Origin of the sequence: Paraburkholderia sp. HD33-4 (genome assembly GCF_021390635.1) — a bacterium.
GTDB lineage: Bacteria > Pseudomonadota > Gammaproteobacteria > Burkholderiales > Burkholderiaceae > Paraburkholderia.
On record NZ_JAJEJS010000001.1, the window covers coordinates 1,803,370 to 1,825,481 of the forward strand.

General features: G+C 64.7%; 17 protein-coding genes. 13 read left to right on the forward strand and 4 right to left on the reverse strand.

The features are described 5' to 3' along the window. The first annotated feature begins 164 nt into the window (after positions 1-164). From corA to L0U84_RS08025, 12 genes are all read left to right on the forward strand, one after another. Positions 165-1,142 (forward strand): magnesium/cobalt transporter CorA, encoded by a 978-nt coding sequence (corA, locus tag L0U84_RS07970; RefSeq protein ID WP_233849112.1) that lies wholly within the window; start codon positions 165-167, stop codon positions 1,140-1,142. Between the two features lie 314 nt (positions 1,143-1,456). Continuing rightward, the gene (locus L0U84_RS07975) at positions 1,457-2,431 is read left to right on the forward strand and encodes a sugar ABC transporter substrate-binding protein (RefSeq protein ID WP_233849113.1); all 975 of its coding nucleotides are present in this window, start codon (positions 1,457-1,459) and stop codon (positions 2,429-2,431) included. Positions 2,432-2,797: 366 nt separating this feature from the next. Continuing rightward, positions 2,798-4,390: a sugar ABC transporter ATP-binding protein gene (locus L0U84_RS07980; protein ID WP_233849114.1), complete on the forward strand. Its 1,593-nt coding sequence runs from the start codon at positions 2,798-2,800 to the stop codon at positions 4,388-4,390. Continuing rightward, positions 4,390-5,466 (forward strand): ABC transporter permease, encoded by a 1,077-nt coding sequence (locus L0U84_RS07985; protein WP_233849115.1) that lies wholly within the window; start codon positions 4,390-4,392, stop codon positions 5,464-5,466. Before L0U84_RS07980 ends, L0U84_RS07985 begins: the two co-directional genes overlap by 1 nt. Before the next feature lie 115 nt (positions 5,467-5,581). Further along, on the forward strand, positions 5,582-6,625 hold the full coding sequence (locus L0U84_RS07990; protein WP_233849116.1) for a LacI family DNA-binding transcriptional regulator: 1,044 nt from the start codon (positions 5,582-5,584) through the stop codon (positions 6,623-6,625). A 117-nt stretch (positions 6,626-6,742) separates the two neighbouring features. Then, complete coding sequence (rbsK, locus tag L0U84_RS07995; RefSeq protein WP_233849118.1) at positions 6,743-7,672, forward strand: ribokinase; 930 nt, start codon at positions 6,743-6,745, stop codon at positions 7,670-7,672. Between the two features lie 365 nt (positions 7,673-8,037). Beyond that, positions 8,038-9,822, forward strand: coding sequence for a methyl-accepting chemotaxis protein (locus L0U84_RS08000; protein ID WP_233849120.1), 1,785 nt, complete (start codon positions 8,038-8,040; stop codon positions 9,820-9,822). 367 nt (positions 9,823-10,189) lie between these two features. Continuing rightward, complete coding sequence (locus L0U84_RS08005) at positions 10,190-10,951, forward strand: 2-keto-4-pentenoate hydratase (RefSeq protein WP_233849122.1); 762 nt, start codon at positions 10,190-10,192, stop codon at positions 10,949-10,951. Positions 10,952-11,719: 768 nt separating this feature from the next. Beyond that, positions 11,720-13,642: a PrkA family serine protein kinase gene (locus L0U84_RS08010; protein ID WP_233849124.1), complete on the forward strand. Its 1,923-nt coding sequence runs from the start codon at positions 11,720-11,722 to the stop codon at positions 13,640-13,642. A gap of 163 nt (positions 13,643-13,805) precedes the next feature. Continuing rightward, a complete protein-coding gene (locus L0U84_RS08015; RefSeq protein ID WP_233849126.1) occupies positions 13,806-15,077 on the forward strand; it encodes a YeaH/YhbH family protein in 1,272 nt (423 codons plus the stop codon). A 235-nt stretch (positions 15,078-15,312) separates the two neighbouring features. Then, positions 15,313-16,836, forward strand: coding sequence for a SpoVR family protein (locus L0U84_RS08020; RefSeq protein WP_129960749.1), 1,524 nt, complete (start codon positions 15,313-15,315; stop codon positions 16,834-16,836). Positions 16,837-17,148: 312 nt separating this feature from the next. Beyond that, positions 17,149-18,456 (forward strand): MFS family transporter, encoded by a 1,308-nt coding sequence (locus L0U84_RS08025; RefSeq protein ID WP_233849127.1) that lies wholly within the window; start codon positions 17,149-17,151, stop codon positions 18,454-18,456. Positions 18,457-18,605: 149 nt separating this feature from the next. Here the strand turns inward: L0U84_RS08025 and L0U84_RS08030 are convergent, their stop codons facing one another. Beyond that, on the reverse strand, positions 18,606-18,827 hold the full coding sequence (locus L0U84_RS08030; protein WP_233849128.1) for a hypothetical protein: 222 nt from the start codon (positions 18,825-18,827) through the stop codon (positions 18,606-18,608). Between the two features lie 151 nt (positions 18,828-18,978). Beyond that, the gene (locus tag L0U84_RS08035) at positions 18,979-20,094 is read right to left on the reverse strand and encodes a glycosyltransferase family 2 protein (protein WP_233849129.1); all 1,116 of its coding nucleotides are present in this window, start codon (positions 20,092-20,094) and stop codon (positions 18,979-18,981) included. Positions 20,095-20,096: 2 nt separating this feature from the next. On the opposite strand from L0U84_RS08035, the gene L0U84_RS08040 reads away from it, so the two are divergent. Next, positions 20,097-20,327 carry a hypothetical protein gene (locus L0U84_RS08040; RefSeq protein WP_233849130.1) on the forward strand — a complete coding sequence of 77 codons (231 nt, stop codon included), beginning with the start codon at positions 20,097-20,099 and terminating at the stop codon, positions 20,325-20,327. Here the strand turns inward: L0U84_RS08040 and L0U84_RS08045 are convergent. Continuing rightward, positions 20,324-20,551, reverse strand: a complete 228-nt coding sequence (locus L0U84_RS08045) for a hypothetical protein (protein WP_233849131.1) — start codon at positions 20,549-20,551, stop codon at positions 20,324-20,326. The genes L0U84_RS08040 and L0U84_RS08045 overlap by 4 nt on opposite strands. An 87-nt stretch (positions 20,552-20,638) precedes the next feature. Beyond that, a complete protein-coding gene (locus L0U84_RS08050; RefSeq protein WP_233851970.1) occupies positions 20,639-22,039 on the reverse strand; it encodes a DHA2 family efflux MFS transporter permease subunit in 1,401 nt (466 codons plus the stop codon). Between the last annotated feature and the right edge of the window lie 73 nt (positions 22,040-22,112).

Sequence of the window (22,112 nt, forward strand, 5' to 3'; positions counted from 1 at the left end):
GGCAATTCGATACGTGCGGCTCTCGCATCGGGCCTTAACATGGCGGCTGATCCGGGGCGCCATGAAGCGCGCCTGTCCATTCATGCAGACCCCGTCGAGCGTATTGCGCAAGGCTTGCGCGAGCGGCCGGCGAGGTCTGCTTTCGTCTGCAAGGTAATCCGAACATGCTGATCAATTGCGCCGCCTATCAGGACGGCCGGAAACTCGCCGACATCGATATCGACAGCATCAGCGACTACGTCGCACGACCCGAATGCTTCGTCTGGGTCGCGTTGAAAGACCCGAGCCCCGACGAACTCGCGGTGATGAAAGACGAGTTCGATTTGCACGAACTCGCGATCGAAGACGCGCAGCACGGCCACCAGCGCCCGAAAATGGAGGAGTACGGCGGCTCGCTGTTCACCGTGATGCATACGGTCGAGATGGACGAGCAAGGCGAATTCGTGATCGGCGAAGTCGACGTGTTCGTCGGTACGAACTACGTGCTCTCGGTGCGCCGCGGCACACGCACTGGTTTTCAGGGCGTGCGGGCACGCTGCGAGCGCGAGCCGCATCTGTTGAAGGAAGGTTCGGCGTTCGTGCTGTACGCGCTGATCGACGACGTGGTCGACCGTTATTTCCCGGTCGTCGAGGCGATGAGCACCGAGCTCGAAACGCTCGAGGACCGCATCTTCGACAGGAACGATTCGGCCGCCTCGCGCGCGATCGTGCAGGACCTGTACACGATGAAGCGCCGGCTGGTGATCCTGCAGCACCATATCGTGCCGCTGCAGGAAGCGGTCGGCAAACTGACGGGCGGGCGCATTCCGGCCATCTGCGCGGGCATGCAGGCGTACTTTCGCGACGTCTACGATCACCTCGACCGGATCGTCAGAATCATCGAGGGGCGCCGCGAAATCGTCGTCACGGCGGTGCAGGTGAACCTCGGCATGATCTCGCTCGCCGAGAGCGAAATCACCAAGCGGCTCGGCTCGTTCGCGGCGCTGTTCGCGGTGCCGACGATGATCGCCGGTATCTACGGGATGAACTTCGAGCGCATTCCCGAGCTGCATTTCAAGTTCGGCTATCCGGTCGTGCTGGTCGTGATGCTGGCGATCGACTTCGTGCTGTACCGGCGTTTTCGCAAGGCCGGCTGGCTGTAGGCGGCGCACCTTTCGAGTTCCTCGCGGTTTCGCTTGCAGCGCGCGCGATACCAGGCCAGCATAAGCGGCCGGTACGTCGCGCCGCATGCGACGCACCGGCGTCATCGACTGCACGGACTGAGCGAGGGGACCTTGCCACACACTGCCCGGATCGATCGAGCGCATCGCGGCGGCGCAGATGTTGCGCGCCGGTGCGTTGCAACACCGCGAATCGTTGACATTCCGAAAGGCGTGCGCTGAGAATAGCCATCGCAAACGTTTGCGCATCAGAAAAAATACGGCTCGTCCGCGAGCCTGACAACCTGGAGATACGCATGAGCCATCGAACCCGCCGTCGCATTCTCGCCGCCGCAGTTCTCGCCACCGCCTCCGCCGTCCTGCCTTTTTCCGTCGCCTACGCGCAGAACGCCCCGGCTCATAAGCCGAAGGTCGCGCTCGTGATGAAGTCACTCGCCAACGAGTTCTTCCTGACCATGGAGACCGGCGCGAAGGACTATCAGAAACAGAATCCGGCCAAGTTCGACCTGATCACCAACGGCATCAAGGACGAAACCGACACCGCCAACCAGATCCGCATCGTCGAGCAGATGATCGTGTCGAAGGTCGACGCGATCGTGCTCGCACCGGCCGATTCGAAGGCGCTCGTGCCGGTCGTCAAGAAGGCGGTCGACGCGGGCATCATCGTCGTCAACATCGACAACCGGCTCGATCAGGACGTGCTGAAGTCGAAAGACCTGAACGTGCCGTTCGTCGGCCCCGACAACCGCAAGGGTGCGCGCCTCGTTGGCGACTACCTCGCGAAGCGCCTGAAGGCGGGCGACGAGGTCGGCATCCTCGAAGGCGTGTCGACCACCACCAACGCGCAGCAGCGTACCGCCGGCTTCAAGGACGCGATGCAGGCGGTCGGCGCGAAGATCGTGTCGGTGCAGTCGGGCGAGTGGGAAATCGACAAGGGCAACGCGGTCGCGTCGGCGATGCTCAACGAGTATCCGAACCTGAAGGCGCTGCTCGCCGGCAACGACAACATGGCGATCGGCGCGGTGTCGGCCGTGCGCGCGGCCGGCAAGCAGGGCAAGGTGATGGTGGTCGGCTACGACAACATCAATGCGATCCATCCGATGCTGAAGGACGGCCGCGTGCTCGCCACCGCCGACCAGTACGCGGCGAAGCAGGCGGTGTTCGGCATCGATACCGCGTTGAAGGCGTTGAGCGAAAACAAGAAACAGTCGCAGCTGTCGGGCGTCGTCGAAACACCGGTCGATCTGGTGACGAAAGACACGCTGAAGTAAGCGCGGTGCGCCCGGCGTGAAGCCTGAGTCGGGCGCCGCTGGATCTGGGTGCGGGAAGCCGCGACAGCCACAATCGCCGCGACGAAGCGCGCGAACCGCGCGCTTCACCGGCAATCCGGCAACCCGCCGGTGCGCTTTTATTCAACGAACGCTCAAGAATCCCGCCGCGCCGCCGTTAATTCCAGAGATAAGCGTCATGACGGCGGCTCGCGTGGTGAGAGGAAGCGCGGCCGCGAGCACCCGCGCATTCCGCGCGAGAGTGCCGGCATGACTCGTGGCAGCCGGGCGCGGTGTGCCGTGCGGCAAGCACGGCGGGCCGCCGAAGCGCCACGAAGGCGCAAGAAGCGCCATGCAACCAGGAGCGCGATGGATTCAACCGACCACGACGCCTTGCCTGTCGTACTGACCGTCAGCGGCATCGGCAAGACGTATGCCGAACCGGTGCTCGCCGACGTATCGTTGTCGCTGCGAGCAGGCGAGGTATTGGCGTTGACCGGCGAGAACGGCGCGGGCAAGAGCACGCTGTCGAAGATCGTCGGCGGCCTGGTCGAGCCGAGCGCGGGCACGATGCAGCTGGCCGGCGTGCCGTACGCGCCCGCGAGCCGCACCGAGGCCGAGGCGCTCGGCGTGCGGATGGTGATGCAGGAGTTGAATCTGTTGCCGACGCTGTCGGTCGCCGAGAACCTGTTCCTGAACCGGCTGCCGCGCGCGGGCGCATTCAGCTTCGGCTGGATCGATCGCGGCAAGCTGCGCGAGAACGCACGCGTGGCGATGGCGCAGGTCGGGCTCGACGCGATCGATCCCGACACGCTGGTCGGCGAACTGGGCATCGGTCATCAGCAGATGGTCGAGATCGCCCGCAACCTGATCGACGACTGCCGCGTGCTGATCCTCGACGAGCCGACCGCGATGCTGACCGCGCGCGAGGTCGATCTGCTGTTCGAGCAGATCGGGCGGCTCAAGGCGCGCGGCGTCGCGCTCGTCTATATCTCGCACCGGCTCGAAGAGCTGGCGCGGGTGGCCGAACGGGTCGCGGTGCTGCGCGACGGCCGCCTCGTGCACGTCGACGCGATGGCCAACCTGACGAGCGAGCAGATCGTCACGTGGATGGTCGGCCGCGAACTCGGCGAGCATATCGATCTCGGCGAGCGCAACATCGGCGCGCCGCTGTTGAAAGTGGAGCGGCTCGCGCGCGGCAAGGTCGTGCGCGACGTGTCTTTCGAGGTGCGCGCGGGCGAGATTTTCGGTGTCAGCGGGCTGATCGGCGCGGGCCGCACCGAGCTGATGCGGCTCATCTACGGCGCCGACCGCAAGGACGGCGGCAGCGTGTCGCTCGCCGCGACGCCGGGCGCGCCGCCCACGCCGGTGCAGATCGACTCGCCGGCGGACGCGGTGCGCGCGGGCATCGCGCTGATCACCGAAGACCGCAAAGGCGAAGGCCTGCTGCTGCCGCAACCGATCGCGGCCAACGTGTCGCTCGGCAATCTCGGCAGCGTCGCGCGGCACGGCATCGTCGACGCGAAGCGCGAGAATGCGCTCGCGCAGAAGCAGATCACCGCGATGCGGATTCGCAGCTCGGGGCCCGCGCAGATCGTCGGCGAGCTGTCGGGCGGCAACCAGCAGAAGGTCGTGATCGGCCGCTGGCTCGCGCGCGACTGCCGCGTGCTGTTGTTCGACGAACCGACACGCGGCATCGACGTCGGTGCGAAGTTCGATATTTACGGCCTGATGGGCGCGCTCGCTCGTGACGGCCGCGCGCTGGTCGTGGTGTCGAGCGATCTGCGCGAGCTGATGCTGATCTGCGACCGGATCGGCGTGATGTCGGCGGGCAGCATGACGGGCGTGTTCGAACGCGCGAGCTGGAGCCAGGATGCGCTGCTCGCCGCCGCGTTCGCCGGCTACCGCGGCCGCGAGGCGCTGCTGCACACGCACGGCGCCAACGAAGCAGGGAGTCTGTGATGACCGATCGATCGTGGCGCGAGGCGGCGGGTGTCAAACCCGGCAAGCAGGACGGCCAGCCAGGTGGCGCCCCGGATGTGCCCGCTGTGACGCCGCCGGCCGATCCGTCGGCGCCGCTCGCGAGCGGCAAGCCGGCCGGCACGCGGCTCGGCTTTTCGAACTACCTGGGCCTCGCCGGTGCGCTGCTCGCGATGATCGTGCTGTTCTCGCTGCTGAGTTCGCACTTTCTGACCTACGACACGTTCAGCACGATCGCGAACCAGATTCCGGATCTCGTCGTGATGTCGGTCGGCATGACCTTCGTGCTGATCATCGCGGGGATCGACCTGTCGGTCGGCTCGGTGCTCGCGTTGGGGGCGTCGGTGGTCAGCGTGGTGACGCTCAAGTGGGGCTGGGGACCGGCCGCGGGTGCGCTGCTCGGCGTCGCGGTCGCGGCGCTGACCGGCACCGTGACCGGCGCGGTGACCGTGGGCTGGCGGATTCCGTCGTTCATCGTGTCGCTCGGCGTGCTCGAGGCGGCGCGCGGCATGGCGTACCAGATGACCAATTCGCGCACCGCGTATATCGGCGACGCGTTCGACTTTCTGTCGAACCCGATCGCGCTCGGCATCTCGCCGGCCTTTCTGATTGCGGTCGCGGTGATGGTGGTCGCGCAGCTGATGCTGACGCGCACGGTGTTTGGGCGCTATCTGGTCGGAATCGGCACTAACGAGGAAGCGGTGCGGCTCGCGGGCGTCAATCCGCGGCCGTACAAGGTGATCGTGTTTGCGCTGATGGGCGCGCTGTCGGGTCTCGCGGCGCTGTTCCAGATCTCGCGGCTCGAGGCGGCCGATCCGAATGCGGGCGTCGGCATGGAGCTGCAGGTGATCGCGGCGGTCGTGATCGGCGGCACGAGTCTGATGGGCGGACGCGGTTCGGTGATCAGCACGTTTTTCGGCGTGCTGATCATTTCGGTGCTGGCGGCGGGCCTCGCGCAGATCGGCGCGAACGAGCCGACCAAGCGCATGATCACCGGCGCGGTGATCGTGGTGGCGGTGGTGCTCGATACGTACCGCAGCCGCCGCAAACGCGGCTGAGGTGTGCGCGTCGGCGCAACGATGAATCAGTGTGGTCTGTCTTCGATGAAGACGTCCGCGGGTCGCCAGGCGGCGCGCCCGGCGGGAACAACAGGCAGTGGGAGAGCAACAGGTTATGGCGACGATCAAGGATGTAGCGGCCGTGGCGGGCGTGTCGTTCACGACGGTATCGCACGTCGTGAACAACTCGCGGCCGGTGTCGGCCGATGTGCGCGCGAAAGTCGAGCACGCGATCCGTCAACTGCACTATGTGCCGTCGGCGGTCGCGCGTTCGCTCAAGGCGCGCGCGACCGCGACGATCGGACTGGTGGTGCCGAACAGCACCAACCCGTATTTCGCGGAGCTCGCGCGCGGTATCGAGGACGGCTGCGCGCGCAACGGCTACTGCGTGTTCTTCTGCAACTCCGACGATGACCCCGCGAAGCAGCGCAGCTATCTGCGGGTGCTGCAGGAAAAGCGCATCGACGGGCTGATCGTCGCGTCCGCCGGCGACGACGCCGTGCTCGCGCAGACGCTCGCCGACTCGCGCGAACCGCTCGTCGTGGTGGACCGCAACATCGAAGGAATCAGCGCGGACCTCGTGCAGATCGATCACGAGAAGGGCGCGTATCTGGCCACCCGGCATCTGCTCGAACTCGGGCATGTGCGGATCGGCTGCATCACGGGGCCGGTGCAGACTGCGGTCAGCGCAATGCGCGTGCACGGTTTCATTCGCGCGATGGCCGAGCGCGGCATCGAGATTGCCGCCGATGCGATCGTCGAAAGCGATTTTTCGGGGACGGGCGGACACCGCGCGGCCGCGCAGCTGTTCGACACGGTCAGGCCGTCGGCGATTTTCGCGGGCAACGACATGATGGGCATCGGCGCATTGCGCGCGGCGGCGGAGCGCAATATCAGCGTGCCGCGCGATTGCTCGATCATCGGTTTCGACGATATCGAGCTGGGCCGCTTCACGTTCCCGTCGCTGTCGACGGTCGGGCAGTCGGTGCGCGCGCTCGGCGACACGGCCGCGCAGACGCTGATCGACCGTATCGCCGAGGCGTCGTCGAACAGCACCGCGCGGGCGCCGGCACGCCGGCGCGTGGTGTCGCCGCGGCTGATCGTGCGCGAGTCAACCGCGACATGGGCGGGCGAAGGACGGCGGGATCTGGCGGCTTGATGCGCCGCACGAAGGACGCATGAGGGGTGCCTGGAGCGCGCACGAAGGAAGCATCAGTTGCTCCTGAAAGACGTGCGCAATAGCAACGCGACCCGTCGCGCAACGGAGGACACTCAAGTGGCAAGCAACCCAACGCGCGCGCGCGTCACGGTGGTCGGCAGCCTGAACATGGACCTCGTGGTGCGCTCGCCACGCCTGCCGCAGCCGGGCGAGACGCTGGCCGGCCGCAGCTTCGCACAGGTCGCGGGCGGCAAGGGCGGCAACCAGGCGGTCGCGGCCGCGCGGCTCGGCGCGCAGGTGTCGATGCTCGGCTGCGTCGGGGCCGATGCGAACGGCGCGCAGCTGCGCGCGGGCCTCGAAGCCGAGCGCATCGACTGTGCGGCGCTCGAAACCGGCAGCGAGCCGAGCGGCGTCGCGCTGATCGTCGTCGACGATGCGAGCCAGAACACGATCGTGATCGTCGCGGGCAGCAACGGCGAGCTCACGCCGGCCACCATCGCGCGACACGAAGCGACGCTCGCCGCCGCCGACGTCGTGATCTGCCAGCTCGAAACCCCGCCCGAATCGGTGCGCGCGGCGCTTGCCGCGGCGCGGCGGCTCGGCAAGACCGTGATCCTGAATCCCGCGCCCGCCACCGGCCCGCTGCCGGCCGACTGGCTGCCGCTGATCGACTATCTGATTCCGAACGAACTCGAAGCCGCCGCGCTGAGCGGGGTGGCCGTCGACTCGCCCGAAGACGCCGCGCGGGCCGCCGCCGCATTGCGCGCGGCCGGCGCGCGCAACGTGCTGATCACGCTGGGGCCGCGCGGCGTGCACGCTGCGCTCGAAGGCGCGGCCGCGTCGCTGTACGACGCGCCGCGCGTCGAGGCGGTCGATACCACCGCGGCCGGCGATACCTTCATCGGCGGCTTCGCGGCGCAGCTCGCGCAGGGCGCGGGCGTCGAAGCGGCGATCCGCTTCGCGCAACGCGCCGCCGCGCTATCGGTGACACGCGCGGGCGCACAGCCGTCGATTCCGACGCGCGCCGAAGTCGACGCGTTGGGGTGATACCGTCGCGGCGTCAGCGCACTCGCACGCTGCCTGATCGATGGGTCCCGCCATCGCCGAGGGACAACTCCAAGCTCTCCCTCCACCCCGCCTTGTGCGGCGAAAACGTCGTAATTCGTGCTGCGACGAACGCCGCCCAATTGCCCCTCAGCCGCCCCCCAGCCGCCGCTAGCGCGCCTGTCTCCCGCCAATTTGCTTTCAACGTCTTACAACGTCTTTGTTCATACCTTTTAAATGCTTCAAGTCTCCGTGAGGGCTGCCGTAAACGGAATTAGAGCGCCCACTCAAAAAGCGCCGGACCCAATACGCGCCGCCCAGCGCTGCGAAGGCAGCGTCTCAATTAGTACGAGCACACAGGACTTAGCATGTTGAATAAAGGCATCACGATCAAGGCGCGAATCGGGCTCACGATGGCGTTTCTCGCCGCGTTGCTGGTTGCGATCGGCGTTTTCGGTCTGTTCGGCATGAGCCGTACCAACGACGCGTACGAGGACACGTTCACCGATGCGATGCCAAGCGCGGTGAACATCGGCAATGCGGAAATTTACTCGGCACGCGAACGTCTGGCGCTCGACCGCGCCGCGTTCATGGTCGGCACGCCGGAAGCGGCGACCACCATCGAGCGCGCGCGCATGCTGGGCGGCACCTCCGAAATGTGGTGGAAGAAGTATCTCGATCTGCCGCGCGACGCGGAAGAAGACCGGCTCGCGCAGGACGTCGCCGCGAAGCGCAACACGCTGCATCAGCAACTCGAAGCGTTCGCAACGGCGATCGCCGCAAACGATCAGGGCAAGCTGGTCGAGGATGCGAAGAATCTGCAGGTCGTCTTCAACGACCTCGTCGGCGCCGACGACGCGCTGCGCAAATTCCAGTTCGATTCGGCCAAGCAGGGCTTCGACTCCGCGCAAAGCAGTTTTGGGATGTTCCGCATGGTCAGCATCGGCGCGCTGGTGGTCGGCGTGCTCGCGGCGGTGCTGTCGTATCTGACGCTGAGCCGCGCGATCGCGCGGCCGCTCGACGAAGCGCTCGGCCACTTCGACGCGATCGCGGCCGGCGATTTGCGTCGTCCGGTGATCGTGACATCGCGCGACGAAATGGGGCAGTTGCTCGAAGGAATCGCCAGAATGCAGCGCAGCCTCACCGAAACGGTGCGCAGCGTGCGCGGCGGCAGCGAGTCGATCGCGACCGCGACGCGTCAAATTGCGGCGGGCAACATCGACCTGTCGTCGCGGACCGAGGAGCAGGCGTCCGCGCTGCAGGAAACCGCCTCTAGCATGGAACAGCTGACCGGCACCGTGCGCCAGAATGCCGACAACGCGCGCCAGGCGAGCGCGCTCGCCGCCAACGCGTCGGAGATCGCCAACAAGGGCAGCGCGGTGGTCGGCCAGGTGGTCGGCACGATGGGCGACATCAACCAGAGCTCGGCGAAGATCGCCGACATCATCTCGATCATCGAGGGCATCGCCTTCCAGACCAACATCCTCGCATTGAACGCCGCCGTCGAGGCGGCGCGGGCCGGCGAGGAGGGGCGCGGCTTCGCGGTCGTCGCGGGCGAGGTGCGCAGCCTCGCGCAGCGTTCGTCGGCGGCGGCCAAGGAGATCAAGGAACTGATCGACACGTCGGTCGAGCGCGTGCAGTCGGGCTCGGCGCTCGTCGACGAGGCCGGCCGCACGATGAGCGAGATCATCGGCGCGGTGCAGCGTGTCACCGACATCATGGGTGAGATCGCGGCCGCGTCGGAGGAGCAGAGCGGCGGCATCGAGCAGGTTGCGCGCGCGGTCACGCAGATGGACGAGGTCACGCAGCAGAACGCCGCGCTCGTCGAGGAAGCGGCCGCCGCGGCGTCGTCGCTCGAGGAGCAGGCGGGCCGATTGCGCCATGCGGTCGCGGTTTTCCAGGTCGACGACAGCGGCCGTGGCGGTCACGAAGGGGCTTCGGCGCTTGCGGCGCCGAAGCGCGCGGCGTCCGCGAGCCCGGTCGGCGCGCGTGCGCGCAAGCTCACGCCGGCTACGGCGCAGGCGGCGGCGCCGGCCAAGGCATCGGTCGCGGCCGCTGCCGCGCCGCAGGTAGCGGCCGCGAGCGGGCCCACGCGCGCGCCGGCCAGGTCCGCGGCGACGGCCGGCAGCGATCAGGATTGGGAGACCTTCTGAGCTGGCTCGGGTTCAGGGGTCCATAGGTAACGGCGCTGTCGCGCGTCAGAAGAGTCGGGACGCGCCGTTCGCTGCAACATCCGTTCCCGTTCGCTCGCTAGCCGTCCGGTACACCCGCAGCACCGGCGACGAACGCTTCGCGAAAAGCCGCGCATGGATCACCATGCGCGGCTTTTTTTTCGGCGCGCGCAAGAATTAACGTTTGCGCGCTTCCGCCTTTCACCGGCACGAGTCGCGATCCGGTACATTGACGGGCATGGCCCCGATCCGCGTGCGCGGCGCGCGGCTGCCCGCACCTTCAACAGGTGGTTCCCACTTATTGCTACGTCCCGTGAACCCTGCCATGCGCCAGCCACAAAGAACCGACATGACGCGCTACGATCTTGCGCACTGCCTCGTCGAGGCCCGCCGGCAGCACCGGCCGATCGACGCGCCCGCACCCGACAGCCTGCCGCCCGATGCGGCGACCGCCTACGCGATCCAGCAGGCGGTGATCACGGGTCTCGGCGAGTCGACCGGCGCGTGGAAGATCGGCGCCAAGTCGCCGGGAGGCGCCGCGTCGGGCGCGCCGATTCCGGCCTCGCTGGTGATGCCGTCGCCGGCGCGGCTCGCGCAAGACGGATTCTTTCGCGTGCTGGTCGAACTCGAGATCGCGTTCCGCTTCGACCTAACCATCGAGCCGCGCGCTCAGGCGTATGCGCGCGACGAGGTGCTGTCGAAGGTCGGCGCCGTGCTGCCGGCCATCGAGATCGTCGACAGCCGCTTCGCCGAATGGCCGAACGTGGCGCCGCTCGCGCAACTGGCCGATGCGCAGAACAACGGCGCGCTGATCGCCGGCCATCCGGCCGTCTATGCGAGCCTCGCGCGCGGCTTCGACTTCGTGTCGCCGGAACTGGAGCTGAGTTTCAACGGCCGCTCGCTGCTGCCGGAAGTGACCGGCAATCCGGCCGGCGATCCGCGCGAACTGCTCGTCTGGTTCGTCAATCATTGCGCGGCGATGGGCATCACGATCGAGCGTGACTGGACCCTGACCACCGGCTCATACGTCGGCGCGCACAAGATCGACGAGCCCGGCATCGTGCGTGGTCATATCGACGGACTGGGTGAAGTGGAAATCGAATTGACCTGAGCGATGCCGCGGTGCTTGTAACCGCAAATTACAACGCTTCATTGCAAAACGGCTGCCTGCGCGCAGCCGTTTTTATTTTGGCCAATATGAAACGGTGGCAGTCTTTGAATCGTCACCCTGTTCGAAGGCCTTTGTTGCAACTTTGTCGCGTCCCTTCCGCATACACCTGTGAGAGCGTCGCAAACCGCAGCCGTCATCCAGTCATACGGAGCACACGCGCAACGGCGGGTCGCCGATGAAGTGAACGGTGCGCAACGAAACCCGCCGGGCGCGGACGAATCGCCTGACGCGTTGGTCGCGACGCATCGTGCTCAGCGCTTGCAACAGAGGTGAGCATGAACGGCGGCGGGCAGCGAAAACGTCATCACGTGCATGCTTTTCATGACGAAGTGTGCGTGCGCAGACAGCCGCATTTTTGCGAACGGTCGACGGTGCAGGTACGGGATGTGCATTAGCAACGCGATCATGTGGCGCGATGCAACGGTACCGCGAAGTTCGTGCAGGAGCACTGAATAGCGATGCGGTGCTGAAGAAAGCAGCGATACAACGGAGCGGCAGTTGATGTGATGGGTTGTCGCTTAAGTGAAAAATTGTAGGTGGTCGATTCTTTGTTTCCAAGTGAGGACTGTGGTGTGGCGGTTACGGCGCGATTTTCGCAACGTAGTCCGTGAAAAAAAATTTAAAAGGGTTTAGGATGAATTCGAGCGATGTCGTTTCCGAATAGCGCGCCGCGCACGACATCGCCCCAGACTTCGGCGAGGAGGTAGCATGGATATCTACAGCAGTTTCGCGACCCGCTTCGAGAAAACACGGGAGGACGAACTCTCGCTCGAGGAGTATCTCGCGCTCTGCAAAGACAATCCCGCCGCGTACGCCACCGCTGGCGAACGCATGTTGACGGCAATCGGAGAACCTGAACAGATCGACACGCGCAACGATCCGCGTCAATCGCGGATCTTCGCGAACAAGGTCATCAAGGTATACCCCGCATTCCGTGAGTTCTACGGAATGGAAGAGGTGATCGAGCAGGTGGTCGCCTACTTCCGGCATTCGGCCCAGGGGCTCGAAGAAAAGAAGCAGATTCTGTATCTGTTAGGACCGGTCGGCGGCGGCAAGTCGTCGATCGCGGAACGTCTGAAACAGCTCATGGAACGCGTGCCCTTCTATGCGATCAAGGGCTCGCCCGTCAACGAATCGCCGCTCGGTCTGTTCGACTACGAGGAAGACGGTCCGATCCTCGAAGAGCAATATGGCATTCCGCGCCGTTACCTCAAAAACATCCTGAGTCCGTGGGCTGTCAAACGCCTGCATGAATACAACGGCGACATCCGCAAGTTCCGCGTGGTGCGCCGCTTTCCGTCGATCCTTCGGCAGATCGGTATCGCGAAGACCGAACCGGGCGACGAGAACAATCAGGACATTTCGTCGCTGGTCGGCAAGGTGGATATCCGCAAGCTCGAACAGTACGCGCAGGACGACGCCGACGCGTACAGCTACTCGGGCGGCTTGTGCCTCGCCAATCAGGGTCTGCTCGAGTTCGTCGAAATGTTCAAGGCGCCGATCAAGGTGTTGCACCCGCTGCTCACCGCGACCCAGGAAGGCAACTTCAAGGGTACGGAAGGCTTCGGCGCGATTCCGTTCGACGGCATCATCCTCGCTCACTCGAACGAGTCGGAGTGGAAGGCATTCCGCAACAACCGCAACAACGAGGCACTGCTCGACCGGATCTTCGTCGTCAAGGTGCCGTACTGCCTGCGCTATAGCGAAGAGGTCAAGATCTACGAGAAGCTGCTGCGCAACTCGTCGTTGGCCAACGCGGTGTGCGCGCCGGGCACGCTGAAGATGATGGGGCAGTTGTCCGTGCTCACGCGTCTGCACGAGCCGGAGAACTCGAGCCTGTTCTCGAAGATGCAGGTCTACGACGGCGAGAATCTGAAGGACACGGACCCGAAGGCGAAGTCGTACCAGGAGTACCGCGACTTCGCGGGCGTCGACGAAGGCATGACCGGCGTGTCGACCCGCTTCGCGTTCAAGATCCTGTCGCGCGTGTTCAACTTCGACTCGACCGAGGTCGCGGCCAATCCGGTGCATCTGATGTACGTGCTCGAACAGCAGATCGAACGCGAGCAGTTCCCGCCGGAAACCGAGCAGAAGTATCTGTCCTTCATCAAGGACGTGCTCGCGTCGCGCTATGCGGAGTTCATCGGCAAGGAGATTCAGACCGCTTATCTGGAGTCGTACTCCGAGTACGGCCAGAACATCTTCGATCGCTACGTCACGTATGCGGACTTCTGGATTCAGGATCAGGAGTTCCGCGACCACGACACCGGCGAAAGCTTCGACCGTGCCGCGTTGAACGCCGAGCTGGAGAAGATCGAGAAGCCCGCGGGCATCAGCAATCCCAAGGACTTCCGCAACGAGATCGTGAACTTCGTGCTGCGTGCGCGAGCTGCGAATGCGGGCAAGAACCCCGCGTGGATCAGCTACGAGAAGCTGCGCGTCGTGATCGAAAAGAAGATGTTCTCGAACACGGAAGAGCTGTTGCCGGTGATCTCGTTCAACGCGAAAGGCTCGGCCGAGGAGCAGCGCAAGCACGAAGACTTCGTCAATCGCATGGTGGCGAAGGGCTATACGCCGAAGCAGGTGCGCCTGCTGTGCGACTGGTATCTGCGCGTGCGCAAGTCTTCTTGATGCGCGCATGATACTCATGGTGTGCCGCCCGTACGGTTCGACCGTACGGGCAACCGGCGAGGCGCAAGCCGCATAGCGTTGCACTGCGCGGCGGGCGTCTCGCGCACCCGAAATATTAGTGCGGCCGCAGCGCAAACGCGGTTGCATGGACGGGAGACCGGGCGTGCTTCATCAAATCATCGACCGCAGGTTGGCAGGCAAGAACAAGAGCATTGCGAATCGCGAGCGCTTTTTGCGCCGCGTCAAAAACTATATTCGTCGCGCCGTTTCGGAGGCGGTGCGCGATCGCAGCATCAAAGACATCCAGAACACCCAGAGCATCACCATTCCGCGCAAGGACATCGCGGAGCCGTCGTTCCGTCATGGGCCGGGCGGCAAGCGCGAGATGGTGCATCCCGGCAACTCGGACTACATCCGCGGCGACAAGATCCAGCGCCCGCAAGGCGGCGGTGGCGGCGGCGGAGGGGGGCAGGCCAGCAACGAGGGCGAGGGTCAGGACGACTTCGTGTTCGAGTTGAGCCGCGAAGAGTTCATGCAGTATTTCTTCGACGACCTCGAACTGCCGCGTCTCGTCAAAACTCATCTGATGGCCGTGCCGACGTGGAAAAGCATCCGCGCGGGCTGGGCCGCCGAGGGCACGCCGAACAACATCGACGTGGTGCGCTCGCTGCGCAGCGCGCTTGGCCGGCGCATCGCGCTCGGCGCGCCGCTCGTCAACCAGCTGCACGAGATGGAGCGGCAACTCGAAGAAATGAAGGCCGATCCCGCCGATCGCCGCGAAGAGATCAAGCTGCTCGAAGACGACATCCATCATCTGAAAGGACGCATCTGGCGGATTCCGTTCATCGATCCGTTCGATCTGCGTTACGTGAATCGCGTGAAGCAGCCCACGCCGTCGAGCCAGGCGGTGATGTTCTGCCTGATGGACGTGTCCGGTTCGATGGACGAGCAGCGCAAGGATCTCGCGAAGCGCTTCTTCATCCTGCTGTACCTGTTCCTGAAGCGCAACTACGAGAAGATCGAAGTCGTGTTCATTCGCCACCACACGCGCGCCGAGGAAGTCGACGAAGACACGTTCTTCCATTCGACCGAAAGCGGCGGCACGGTGGTGTCGAGCGCGCTCGAACTGATGCGCAAGGTGATGGACGAACGCTACTCGCCAACTGAATGGAACATTTACGGGGCGCAGGCTTCCGACGGCGACAACTGGACCGACGACTCACCGAAGTGCCGCAAGATACTCTCGGATGACATCCTGGAGAAGGTGCGGTATTTTGCGTATATTCAGGTGACGCCCGAAGAGCAGAATCTGTGGCTCGAATACGCGCAGCTGGCGCTATCGCAACCGCACATGGCGATGAAGAAGGTCGAAACCGCGGCCGATATTTATCCGGTGTTTCGCGAGCTGTTCGAGAAGCAGGCGGCGACTTCGTGATGGAACGCTGGTGGCGCCTGAAGCACCTGAACGACGAAGCGGGCGGCGATTCGTGTGACGTGGGGCGACCCATCGTATGAAAGCGCCGCAGCGCAACAAAGGCGTGCCGCAGTAACAGTCGGGGCATGCCGAGGCAGGGAGCGGCCAACACGGGAGCCGCTCACGCCGGAGCAGTCCGCGATGCTGCAGCACGGGACACACCGGAACGCCCATCGAGGGGCAAAGGGAAGTCCGTATGAACGTAGCCGATAGACGGCCTCTGCCGTGCCCGTCCGACTGGACCTTCGAATTGATCGAAGAGTACGACTCGCATATTGCCCGTGTTGCGGAGCAATACGAGCTCGACGTGTATCCGATCCAGCTCGAACTCATCAGCGCCGAACAGATGATGGACGCGTACGCGTCCGTCGGTATGCCGGTGAACTACCGTCACTGGTCGTTCGGCAAACATTTCCTCGCAACCGAAAAAAGCTATCGTCGCGGCCAGATGGGGCTCGCGTACGAAATCGTCATCAATTCGAATCCGTGCATCGCGTATCTGATGGAAGAGAACACGATGACGATGCAGGCGCTCGTCATCGCGCATGCGGCCTACGGTCACAACTCGTTCTTCAAGGGCAACTATCTGTTCCGCTTGTGGACCGACGCGCACGCGATCATCGACTATCTCGTCTACGCGAAGAACTACATCGCGGAATGCGAGGAGCGCTACGGGCTCGATCGCGTCGAGGAATTGCTCGATTCGTGCCACGCGCTGATGAATTACGGGGTGGACCGCTACAAGCGGCCGCAGAAGCTGTCGCTCCAGAAAGAGTTCGCCGCGCGTCGCGAACGTGAAGCGTATCTGCAGTCGCAGGTCAACGAGCTGTGGCGCACGTTGCCCACGCGCCATACGCCGCTGCCCGAGGAGGTCGAAGGGCGCTATCCGCCCGAGCCGCAGGAAAACCTGCTGTATTTCGCGGAGAAAAACGCGCCGCTACTCGAACCGTGGGAGCGCGAGGTGATCCGCATCGTGCGCAAGATCGGTCAGTACTTCTATCCGCAGCGGCAGACCCAGGTGATGAACGAAGGCTGGGCGACGTTCTGGCACTACACGCTGCTCAACACGATGTACAACCAGGGCAAGCTGGAAGACGGCTTCATGATGGAGTTCCTCCATTCGCATAGCAACGTCGTCTACCAGCCGCCGGTCACGAAGCCGTATTACAGCGGCATCAATCCGTATGCGCTCGGCTTTTCGATGATGAGCGACATCCGGCGCATCTGCGAAGCGCCGACCGACGAAGATCGCCGCTGGTTTCCGGAGCTGGCAGGCAGTCCGTGGCTGCCGGCGATGCACTACGCGATGCGCAACTTCAAGGACGAGAGCTTCGTCGCGCAGTATCTGTCGCCGCATCTGATCCGCGAAATGCGCCTGTTCTCGGTGCTCGACGACGACATGCGCGACGCGCTCGAAGTGTCGGCGATTCACGACGATAGCGGCTACCAGTATGTGCGCCAGGCGCTGTCGCGGCAGTACGACATGCATCACCGCGAGCCGAACATTCAGGTGTGGGCCGTCAATACACGTGGCGATCGCAGCCTGACGCTGCGGCACTTCATGAGCGACAACCGGCACCTGTCGTCGGATAGCGACGAGGTGCTCAAACACATGGCGCGCTTGTGGCAGTTCGACGTGTACCTCGAGAGTGTCGACGAAAACGGTACGGTCAGAAAGCGCTTTGAGTGCCGGTATGTGCCGCCGTCCGTGAGGATCTGATGCCCGACATGCAACGGCCAATTTGACATCTCCACCCGACGGCGGCAACGGTTCCTAACGTTGCCCGACCGCTCCGGGTCGATCACCCGACGCCCCCGCAGCCTCCCGGCTGGCGGGGGCTTCGTTTCTATGCCACGGCAAAATCGCCGCGAGCCCAGACCCAGGGCTTTCCTGCAGATGCGCCGGCAAAACCCCATCAGAAACTTTCATTTATGTAAAATTCGCCGCGCGCGTGGGCGGATGGCCGCGACACGCGGCATCGAGGCGGCGTCACGACCGTCATCCTCGTCATAAAAAAGGACCGACATCTGCATGAACGATCTAACCGACCAATCCGTCCTGGCCCCGGCCAATGACACCCGGCGCCGCATCTTCGCGATCGTCGGCGCTTCATCGGGCAATCTTGTCGAATGGTTCGACTTCTACGTGTATTCGTTCACGGCGCTGTATTTCGCGCCGGCGTTCTTTCCTAGCGGCAACACCACCACGCAGTTGCTCAATACGGCCGGCGTGTTCGCCGCCGGCTTCCTGATGCGGCCGATCGGCGGCTGGTTCTTCGGCCGGTTCGCCGACAAGCGCGGCCGCCGCGCCGCGATGATGGTGTCGGTGTTCATGATGTGCGGCGGCTCGCTCGTGATCGCGATGCTGCCCACCTACGCGCAGATCGGCGCGCTCGCGCCGGCCCTGCTGCTGATCGCGCGGCTGTTCCAGGGCCTGTCGGTGGGCGGCGAATACGGCACCAGCGCGACCTATATGAGCGAAGTTGCGTTGAAGGGCCGACGCGGTTTTTTCGCGTCGTTCCAGTATGTGACGCTGATCGGCGGTCAACTGTTCGCGCTGCTCGTGCTCGTGATCCTGCAGCAGGTGCTGACGACCGACGAGCTGAAGGCATGGGGCTGGCGCGTGCCGTTCGCGATCGGCGCGATCGCTGCGCTCGTCTCGCTCTATCTGCGTAAATCGCTCGACGAAACCACCACCGCCGCGACGCGTGAGCGCAAGGAAGCCGGCACACTGCGCGGATTGTGGCAGCACAAGGGCGCGTTCATGACGGTGCTCGGCTTCACGGCCGGCGGCTCGCTGATCTTCTATACGTTCACGACGTATATGCAGAAGTACCTGGTCAACACGGCAGGCATGCACGCGAAGACCGCGAGCTCGGTGATGACCGCCGCGCTGTTCGTCTACATGCTGATGCAGCCGGCGTTCGGCGCGCTGTCCGACAGGATCGGCCGACGCAATTCGATGCTGTGCTTCGGTTTGTTCGCGACACTCGGCACGGTGCCGCTGCTGCATGCGTTGAAGGATGTGACCAGCCCGGTCGCGGCGTTCGCGCTCGTTGTCGTCGCGCTGGCGATCGTCAGCTTCTATACGTCGATCAGCGGCCTGATCAAGGCGGAAATGTTTCCGCCGCAAGTGCGTGCGCTCGGCGTGGGGCTGTCGTATGCGGTCGCGAATGCGATCTTCGGCGGCTCGGCTGAATATGTCGCGCTGTGGCTGAAGTCGGCCGGCGTCGAGACGATGTTCTTCTGGTACGTGACCGCGCTGTGCGCGCTCGCAGGTATCGTGTCGCTGCGCATGCGCGATCCGTCGGCCGAAGGGTATCTGCGGCACGAGCCGTGAGCGGCTGATAGAACACATCGACACGTCGTGCTGCGATGCGCGACGCGTTTCGCAGCATTCGAGCGGCGGCCCAGGGCAACCTGGCCGCCGCTTTTTTATGGCGTCGACGCTTGCGCGTGGAGCCGCAAACGCGGAGCAGGGCGCCTGGCTCAACTCACGACGATCCGGGTCCCCCACGCATGCAGCAGGTCGCGCAAGCTCTCGGCCTGTTCCATCCTCGCGCCGCTGCGCAGATGAATCTGCACCGCGCGGCCTGCGATGCCGTCGATCGGTTGCGCGAGCCAAAGCTCGACTGCGAGGCCGAGCCCCTCGGGTCGGTCATCGACGACCGGTTCGATCACGCGCGGCCTGAAACACGCATTGTCTGACATGGCGAAATACCTCTGCGATGACGGGTCGTGCTCATCGTAATCAGCGGCTCGTGCGAGACCAAGTAACGAATACGCGTTTGCTAAGCAGGGAATGCTTAGCAGCAAATCGGCTGGAGCACGCTCGCGCGGACCGCGACGCGTCCGTCGCGGCTCATACCGGCCTTGAGCGGTCGCCGACGAACTCATCGCTCCTTGCGGCCTCATTCACCGCGACCGCGCCAACGGCTCCGACCGTCGCCATCGACGGCGCCGCCGCCACGCCGGCGACGGCCTCGGCGGCCGCGCTCGCCATTGGCAGACGCCCCCGCCAGGCCGCGCGCGCGAGCATCAGCAGATGATAGTAAAGCCGCGCGCTAAAGCCGTACTTGTAGGCGAACAGATGCGTGCGCGCGATCCGCCAGCCCGTGCGCGCGTCGCCGTTTTTCGCGTGAATCGACACGACGATCGGCACGAAGCGCCGCAGCGCCTGCCGCCGCGACGCTTCGAGCCGCGCCGGCAGACGCAGCGACTTCACGAACGCATAGGCGCTCAGCGTCGCGGCCATGCCCGTGCCGCGGGTGCTGTGCGAGATCGACGTCGCGGTCTTCCGATACACCGACACATAGTCGTGCAGATAAAACACCTCGCGCGCGGCAAGGCATAGCTGGGTGCCGAATACGTAGTCGCAGCAGACGCCGTAGCGCTCGTCGTAGCCGATCCGCTTGACGAGCCGCGCATCGGCCATCCAGCCATTGTTCGGAAACATCTGGATCAGGCCGGTGCGGCCGGCGAGCGGCTGCAGACCCTCGCTGGCCTTCGTACGCCGGAACGCCGCGTTCAGGCGTAGGCTCGCGCCGAAGTCGATCGCGCCGTCGTGATCGGCTTCGTACTGGGCACCGAATGCCGCATCGAGTTGCGGATAGCGCTGCCATAGCGACACGAGCTGGTCGACGGCGTCGCTCGTCAACAGATCGTCGTCGTGGATCAGCAGGATCTTGTCGCCGCGCGCCCGCGCGAACAGGCTCGACACGTTGCGTGCCTGGCCAAGCGGCGGCTCGTGCCGCTCGTAGCGCACCCGCGGTTCGTCGCGGTAACGCTGCAAGATCAGTTGCCGCGTGCGCGCGTCCGTCGAATCGTCGCCGATCACGATTTCCACCTGCCGATAGCTTTGCGCGAGGCACGAGTCGACGCATTCGACGAGCAGGTCGGGACGATTGCAGGTGGGCACGCAGATCGAGACATGGGCGACGGGCGCACGGGCAAGGGCAGAACTTGACGGGTTGGACATGGATGACGCCTTTTAACGATCGGAAGCGGCATAAAGCGGCAAACAGCGGGGCAACCGGTTCGCAGGGCGCACACCTTGCCGCAAGCAGCAAAATAGTCCAAGGCGCCGAAAAAATAATCGGTAAAAATGTGGAAGAAATGTTTGCTTACAGAAAGCTGCTGGAAAGCAATGGCGATGCGGCCCGGGTGCACGACACAGCCCGGGCCGACCTGGGGCAGGGTTTTATTTTTTAACCGACTGACGGTTCGCCCTCGCCGGACTTTTTGCCCGGACGATCCGCGGGGGACCGCTTGTGGCCTTCGTCGTGGCGCTCGGGCATCTTGCTCTTCGCGTTGTCGCTATGCGCGGCGTGGTGCGGATGCGCTAAATCCTCGGTCTGGGTGCCGGGCGCGCTTCCGGATTCGTTTTTGGCCGCGTTTCTGGCTTCGCCGTGGGATTTTTCCGTCGTCTTGCTCATCGCTGCTCTCCTGGAGGGAAGACAAACCTCCGGCAGCAAGACGCGGACCCGGGATTGCGCCAACGGCGGTGAAACGCGCGCCGCCTCTCAACGCCCCGCGCTCGGCGCGGCCTGCCCTCGAATCACGCGTGTGCCCGACGGGTCGTCGAGATGGCGGAAGATCCACGCGGACACGAGCGTGATCACGCCGACGCACACGAACGCGAGCCGGAAGCCGAGTTCCGCCGAGCCCCACTGGGCCGCGAACAGATTGACGAGCCCACCGCCGATCGATACGCCAAGCCCGATCGCGAGCATCTGCACCATCGAGAACAGGCTGTTGCCCATGCCAGCGTCTTCGTGCGACAGGTCCTTCAACGTGACGCTGTTCATCGCCGCGAACTGCATCGAGTTGGCCGCGCCGAACACCGCGAGGATCGCGATTTCGATCACGAGCGGTGTGCCGCGCGTAATCAGCGAGAACGCGACGATCGCCGAGCCGACGATGATCGTGTTGACGAGAAGGAACGTGTCGTAGCCGTAGCGGCGTACGAGCGGCGCGATCCAGCGTTTCGCTAGCGTGCCGGCGAGCGCCGCGGGCAGCATCATCAGACCGGAGTGGAGCGGCGAATAGCCGAGCTGCAATTGCAGCAGCAGCGGCACGAGGAACGGCACCGCGCTCGAACCGACCCGGCACACGAGATTGCCGATCAGGCCGACGCTGAAATTCGGCTCGCCGAAGAGCGACAGCCGGAACAGCGGATCGCGGCGGTTTCTCGCGTACGGAATGTAGGCGAGCGCGCTGGCGACGGCCAACGCGAACAGCCCCGCGGACCATGCCGCGCGATGCGAGGAGACCGGTGCGTCGATGGCGAGCGAAAACGCGATCATGCACAGCGACAGCAACGCGCAGCCGATCATGTCGAACGGTGGCGCCTGGGTCTCGTCATGCGACGGCAGAAAGCGGTGCACCGCATACAGACCGAGCGCGCCGATCGGCACGTTGATCAGAAAGATCCAGTGCCACGTGATCGCCTGCACGAACCAGCCGCCGAGCGTCGGCCCGGCGATCGGCCCGAGCTGGCCCGCGATCGAAATGAACGCGAGCGCCGACACGTATTGCTCGCCCGACACGCTGCGCAGCACCGCGAGCCGTCCGATCGGCAGCAGCATCGAGCCGCCGAGGCCTTGCAGCACGCGCGCCATCACGAGTTGGCCGAGCGTGTGCGCGCTCGAGCAGCAGATCGAGCCGAGCACGAACACGAGAATCGCGGCGAAATAGACGCGGCGGGTGCCGAAGCGGTCGGCAAGCCAGCCGGAGGCGGGGGTCAGCATCGCCATCGTCAGCGTGTAGGCGACGACGACCGGTTGCATCGCGAGCGGCGCGACGTGCAGGCTGTTCGCGATCGACGGCAGCGCGGTGTTGACGATCGTCGTATCCAGCGACTGCATGAAGAAGCCGGCGGCGACGATCCACAGCAGGGCGGTCTGGGAGGAATCCTTGGTCATGTTTTCGACAGCGGGCGCGGCGGCAAAGCGCCGCCAGAGCAGGGTGAGGCGGAATTCCGTCATCTTATTGACA

Bases quoted from the DNA above. Each gene is read 5' to 3' on its own strand.
- L0U84_RS08045 (WP_233849131.1), bottom strand. From the start codon at position 20,551: ATGAGCAAGACGACGGAAAAATCCCACGGCGAAGCCAGAAACGCGGCC.
- L0U84_RS07975 (WP_233849113.1), top strand. From the start codon at position 1,457: ATGAGCCATCGAACCCGCCGTCGCATTCTCGCCGCCGCAGTTCTCGCC.
- L0U84_RS08000 (WP_233849120.1), top strand. From the start codon at position 8,038: ATGTTGAATAAAGGCATCACGATCAAGGCGCGAATCGGGCTCACGATG.
- L0U84_RS07985 (WP_233849115.1), top strand. From the start codon at position 4,390: ATGACCGATCGATCGTGGCGCGAGGCGGCGGGTGTCAAACCCGGCAAG.
- L0U84_RS07980 (WP_233849114.1), top strand. From the start codon at position 2,798: ATGGATTCAACCGACCACGACGCCTTGCCTGTCGTACTGACCGTCAGC.
- L0U84_RS08035 (WP_233849129.1), bottom strand. From the start codon at position 20,094: ATGTCCAACCCGTCAAGTTCTGCCCTTGCCCGTGCGCCCGTCGCCCAT.
- L0U84_RS08020 (WP_129960749.1), top strand. From the start codon at position 15,313: ATGAACGTAGCCGATAGACGGCCTCTGCCGTGCCCGTCCGACTGGACC.
- L0U84_RS08040 (WP_233849130.1), top strand. From the start codon at position 20,097: ATGACGCCTTTTAACGATCGGAAGCGGCATAAAGCGGCAAACAGCGGG.
- L0U84_RS08025 (WP_233849127.1), top strand. From the start codon at position 17,149: ATGAACGATCTAACCGACCAATCCGTCCTGGCCCCGGCCAATGACACC.
- corA (WP_233849112.1), top strand. From the start codon at position 165: ATGCTGATCAATTGCGCCGCCTATCAGGACGGCCGGAAACTCGCCGAC.
- L0U84_RS08030 (WP_233849128.1), bottom strand. From the start codon at position 18,827: ATGTCAGACAATGCGTGTTTCAGGCCGCGCGTGATCGAACCGGTCGTC.
- L0U84_RS08005 (WP_233849122.1), top strand. From the start codon at position 10,190: ATGACGCGCTACGATCTTGCGCACTGCCTCGTCGAGGCCCGCCGGCAG.
- L0U84_RS08010 (WP_233849124.1), top strand. From the start codon at position 11,720: ATGGATATCTACAGCAGTTTCGCGACCCGCTTCGAGAAAACACGGGAG.
- L0U84_RS07990 (WP_233849116.1), top strand. From the start codon at position 5,582: ATGGCGACGATCAAGGATGTAGCGGCCGTGGCGGGCGTGTCGTTCACG.
- L0U84_RS08050 (WP_233851970.1), bottom strand. From the start codon at position 22,039: ATGACCAAGGATTCCTCCCAGACCGCCCTGCTGTGGATCGTCGCCGCC.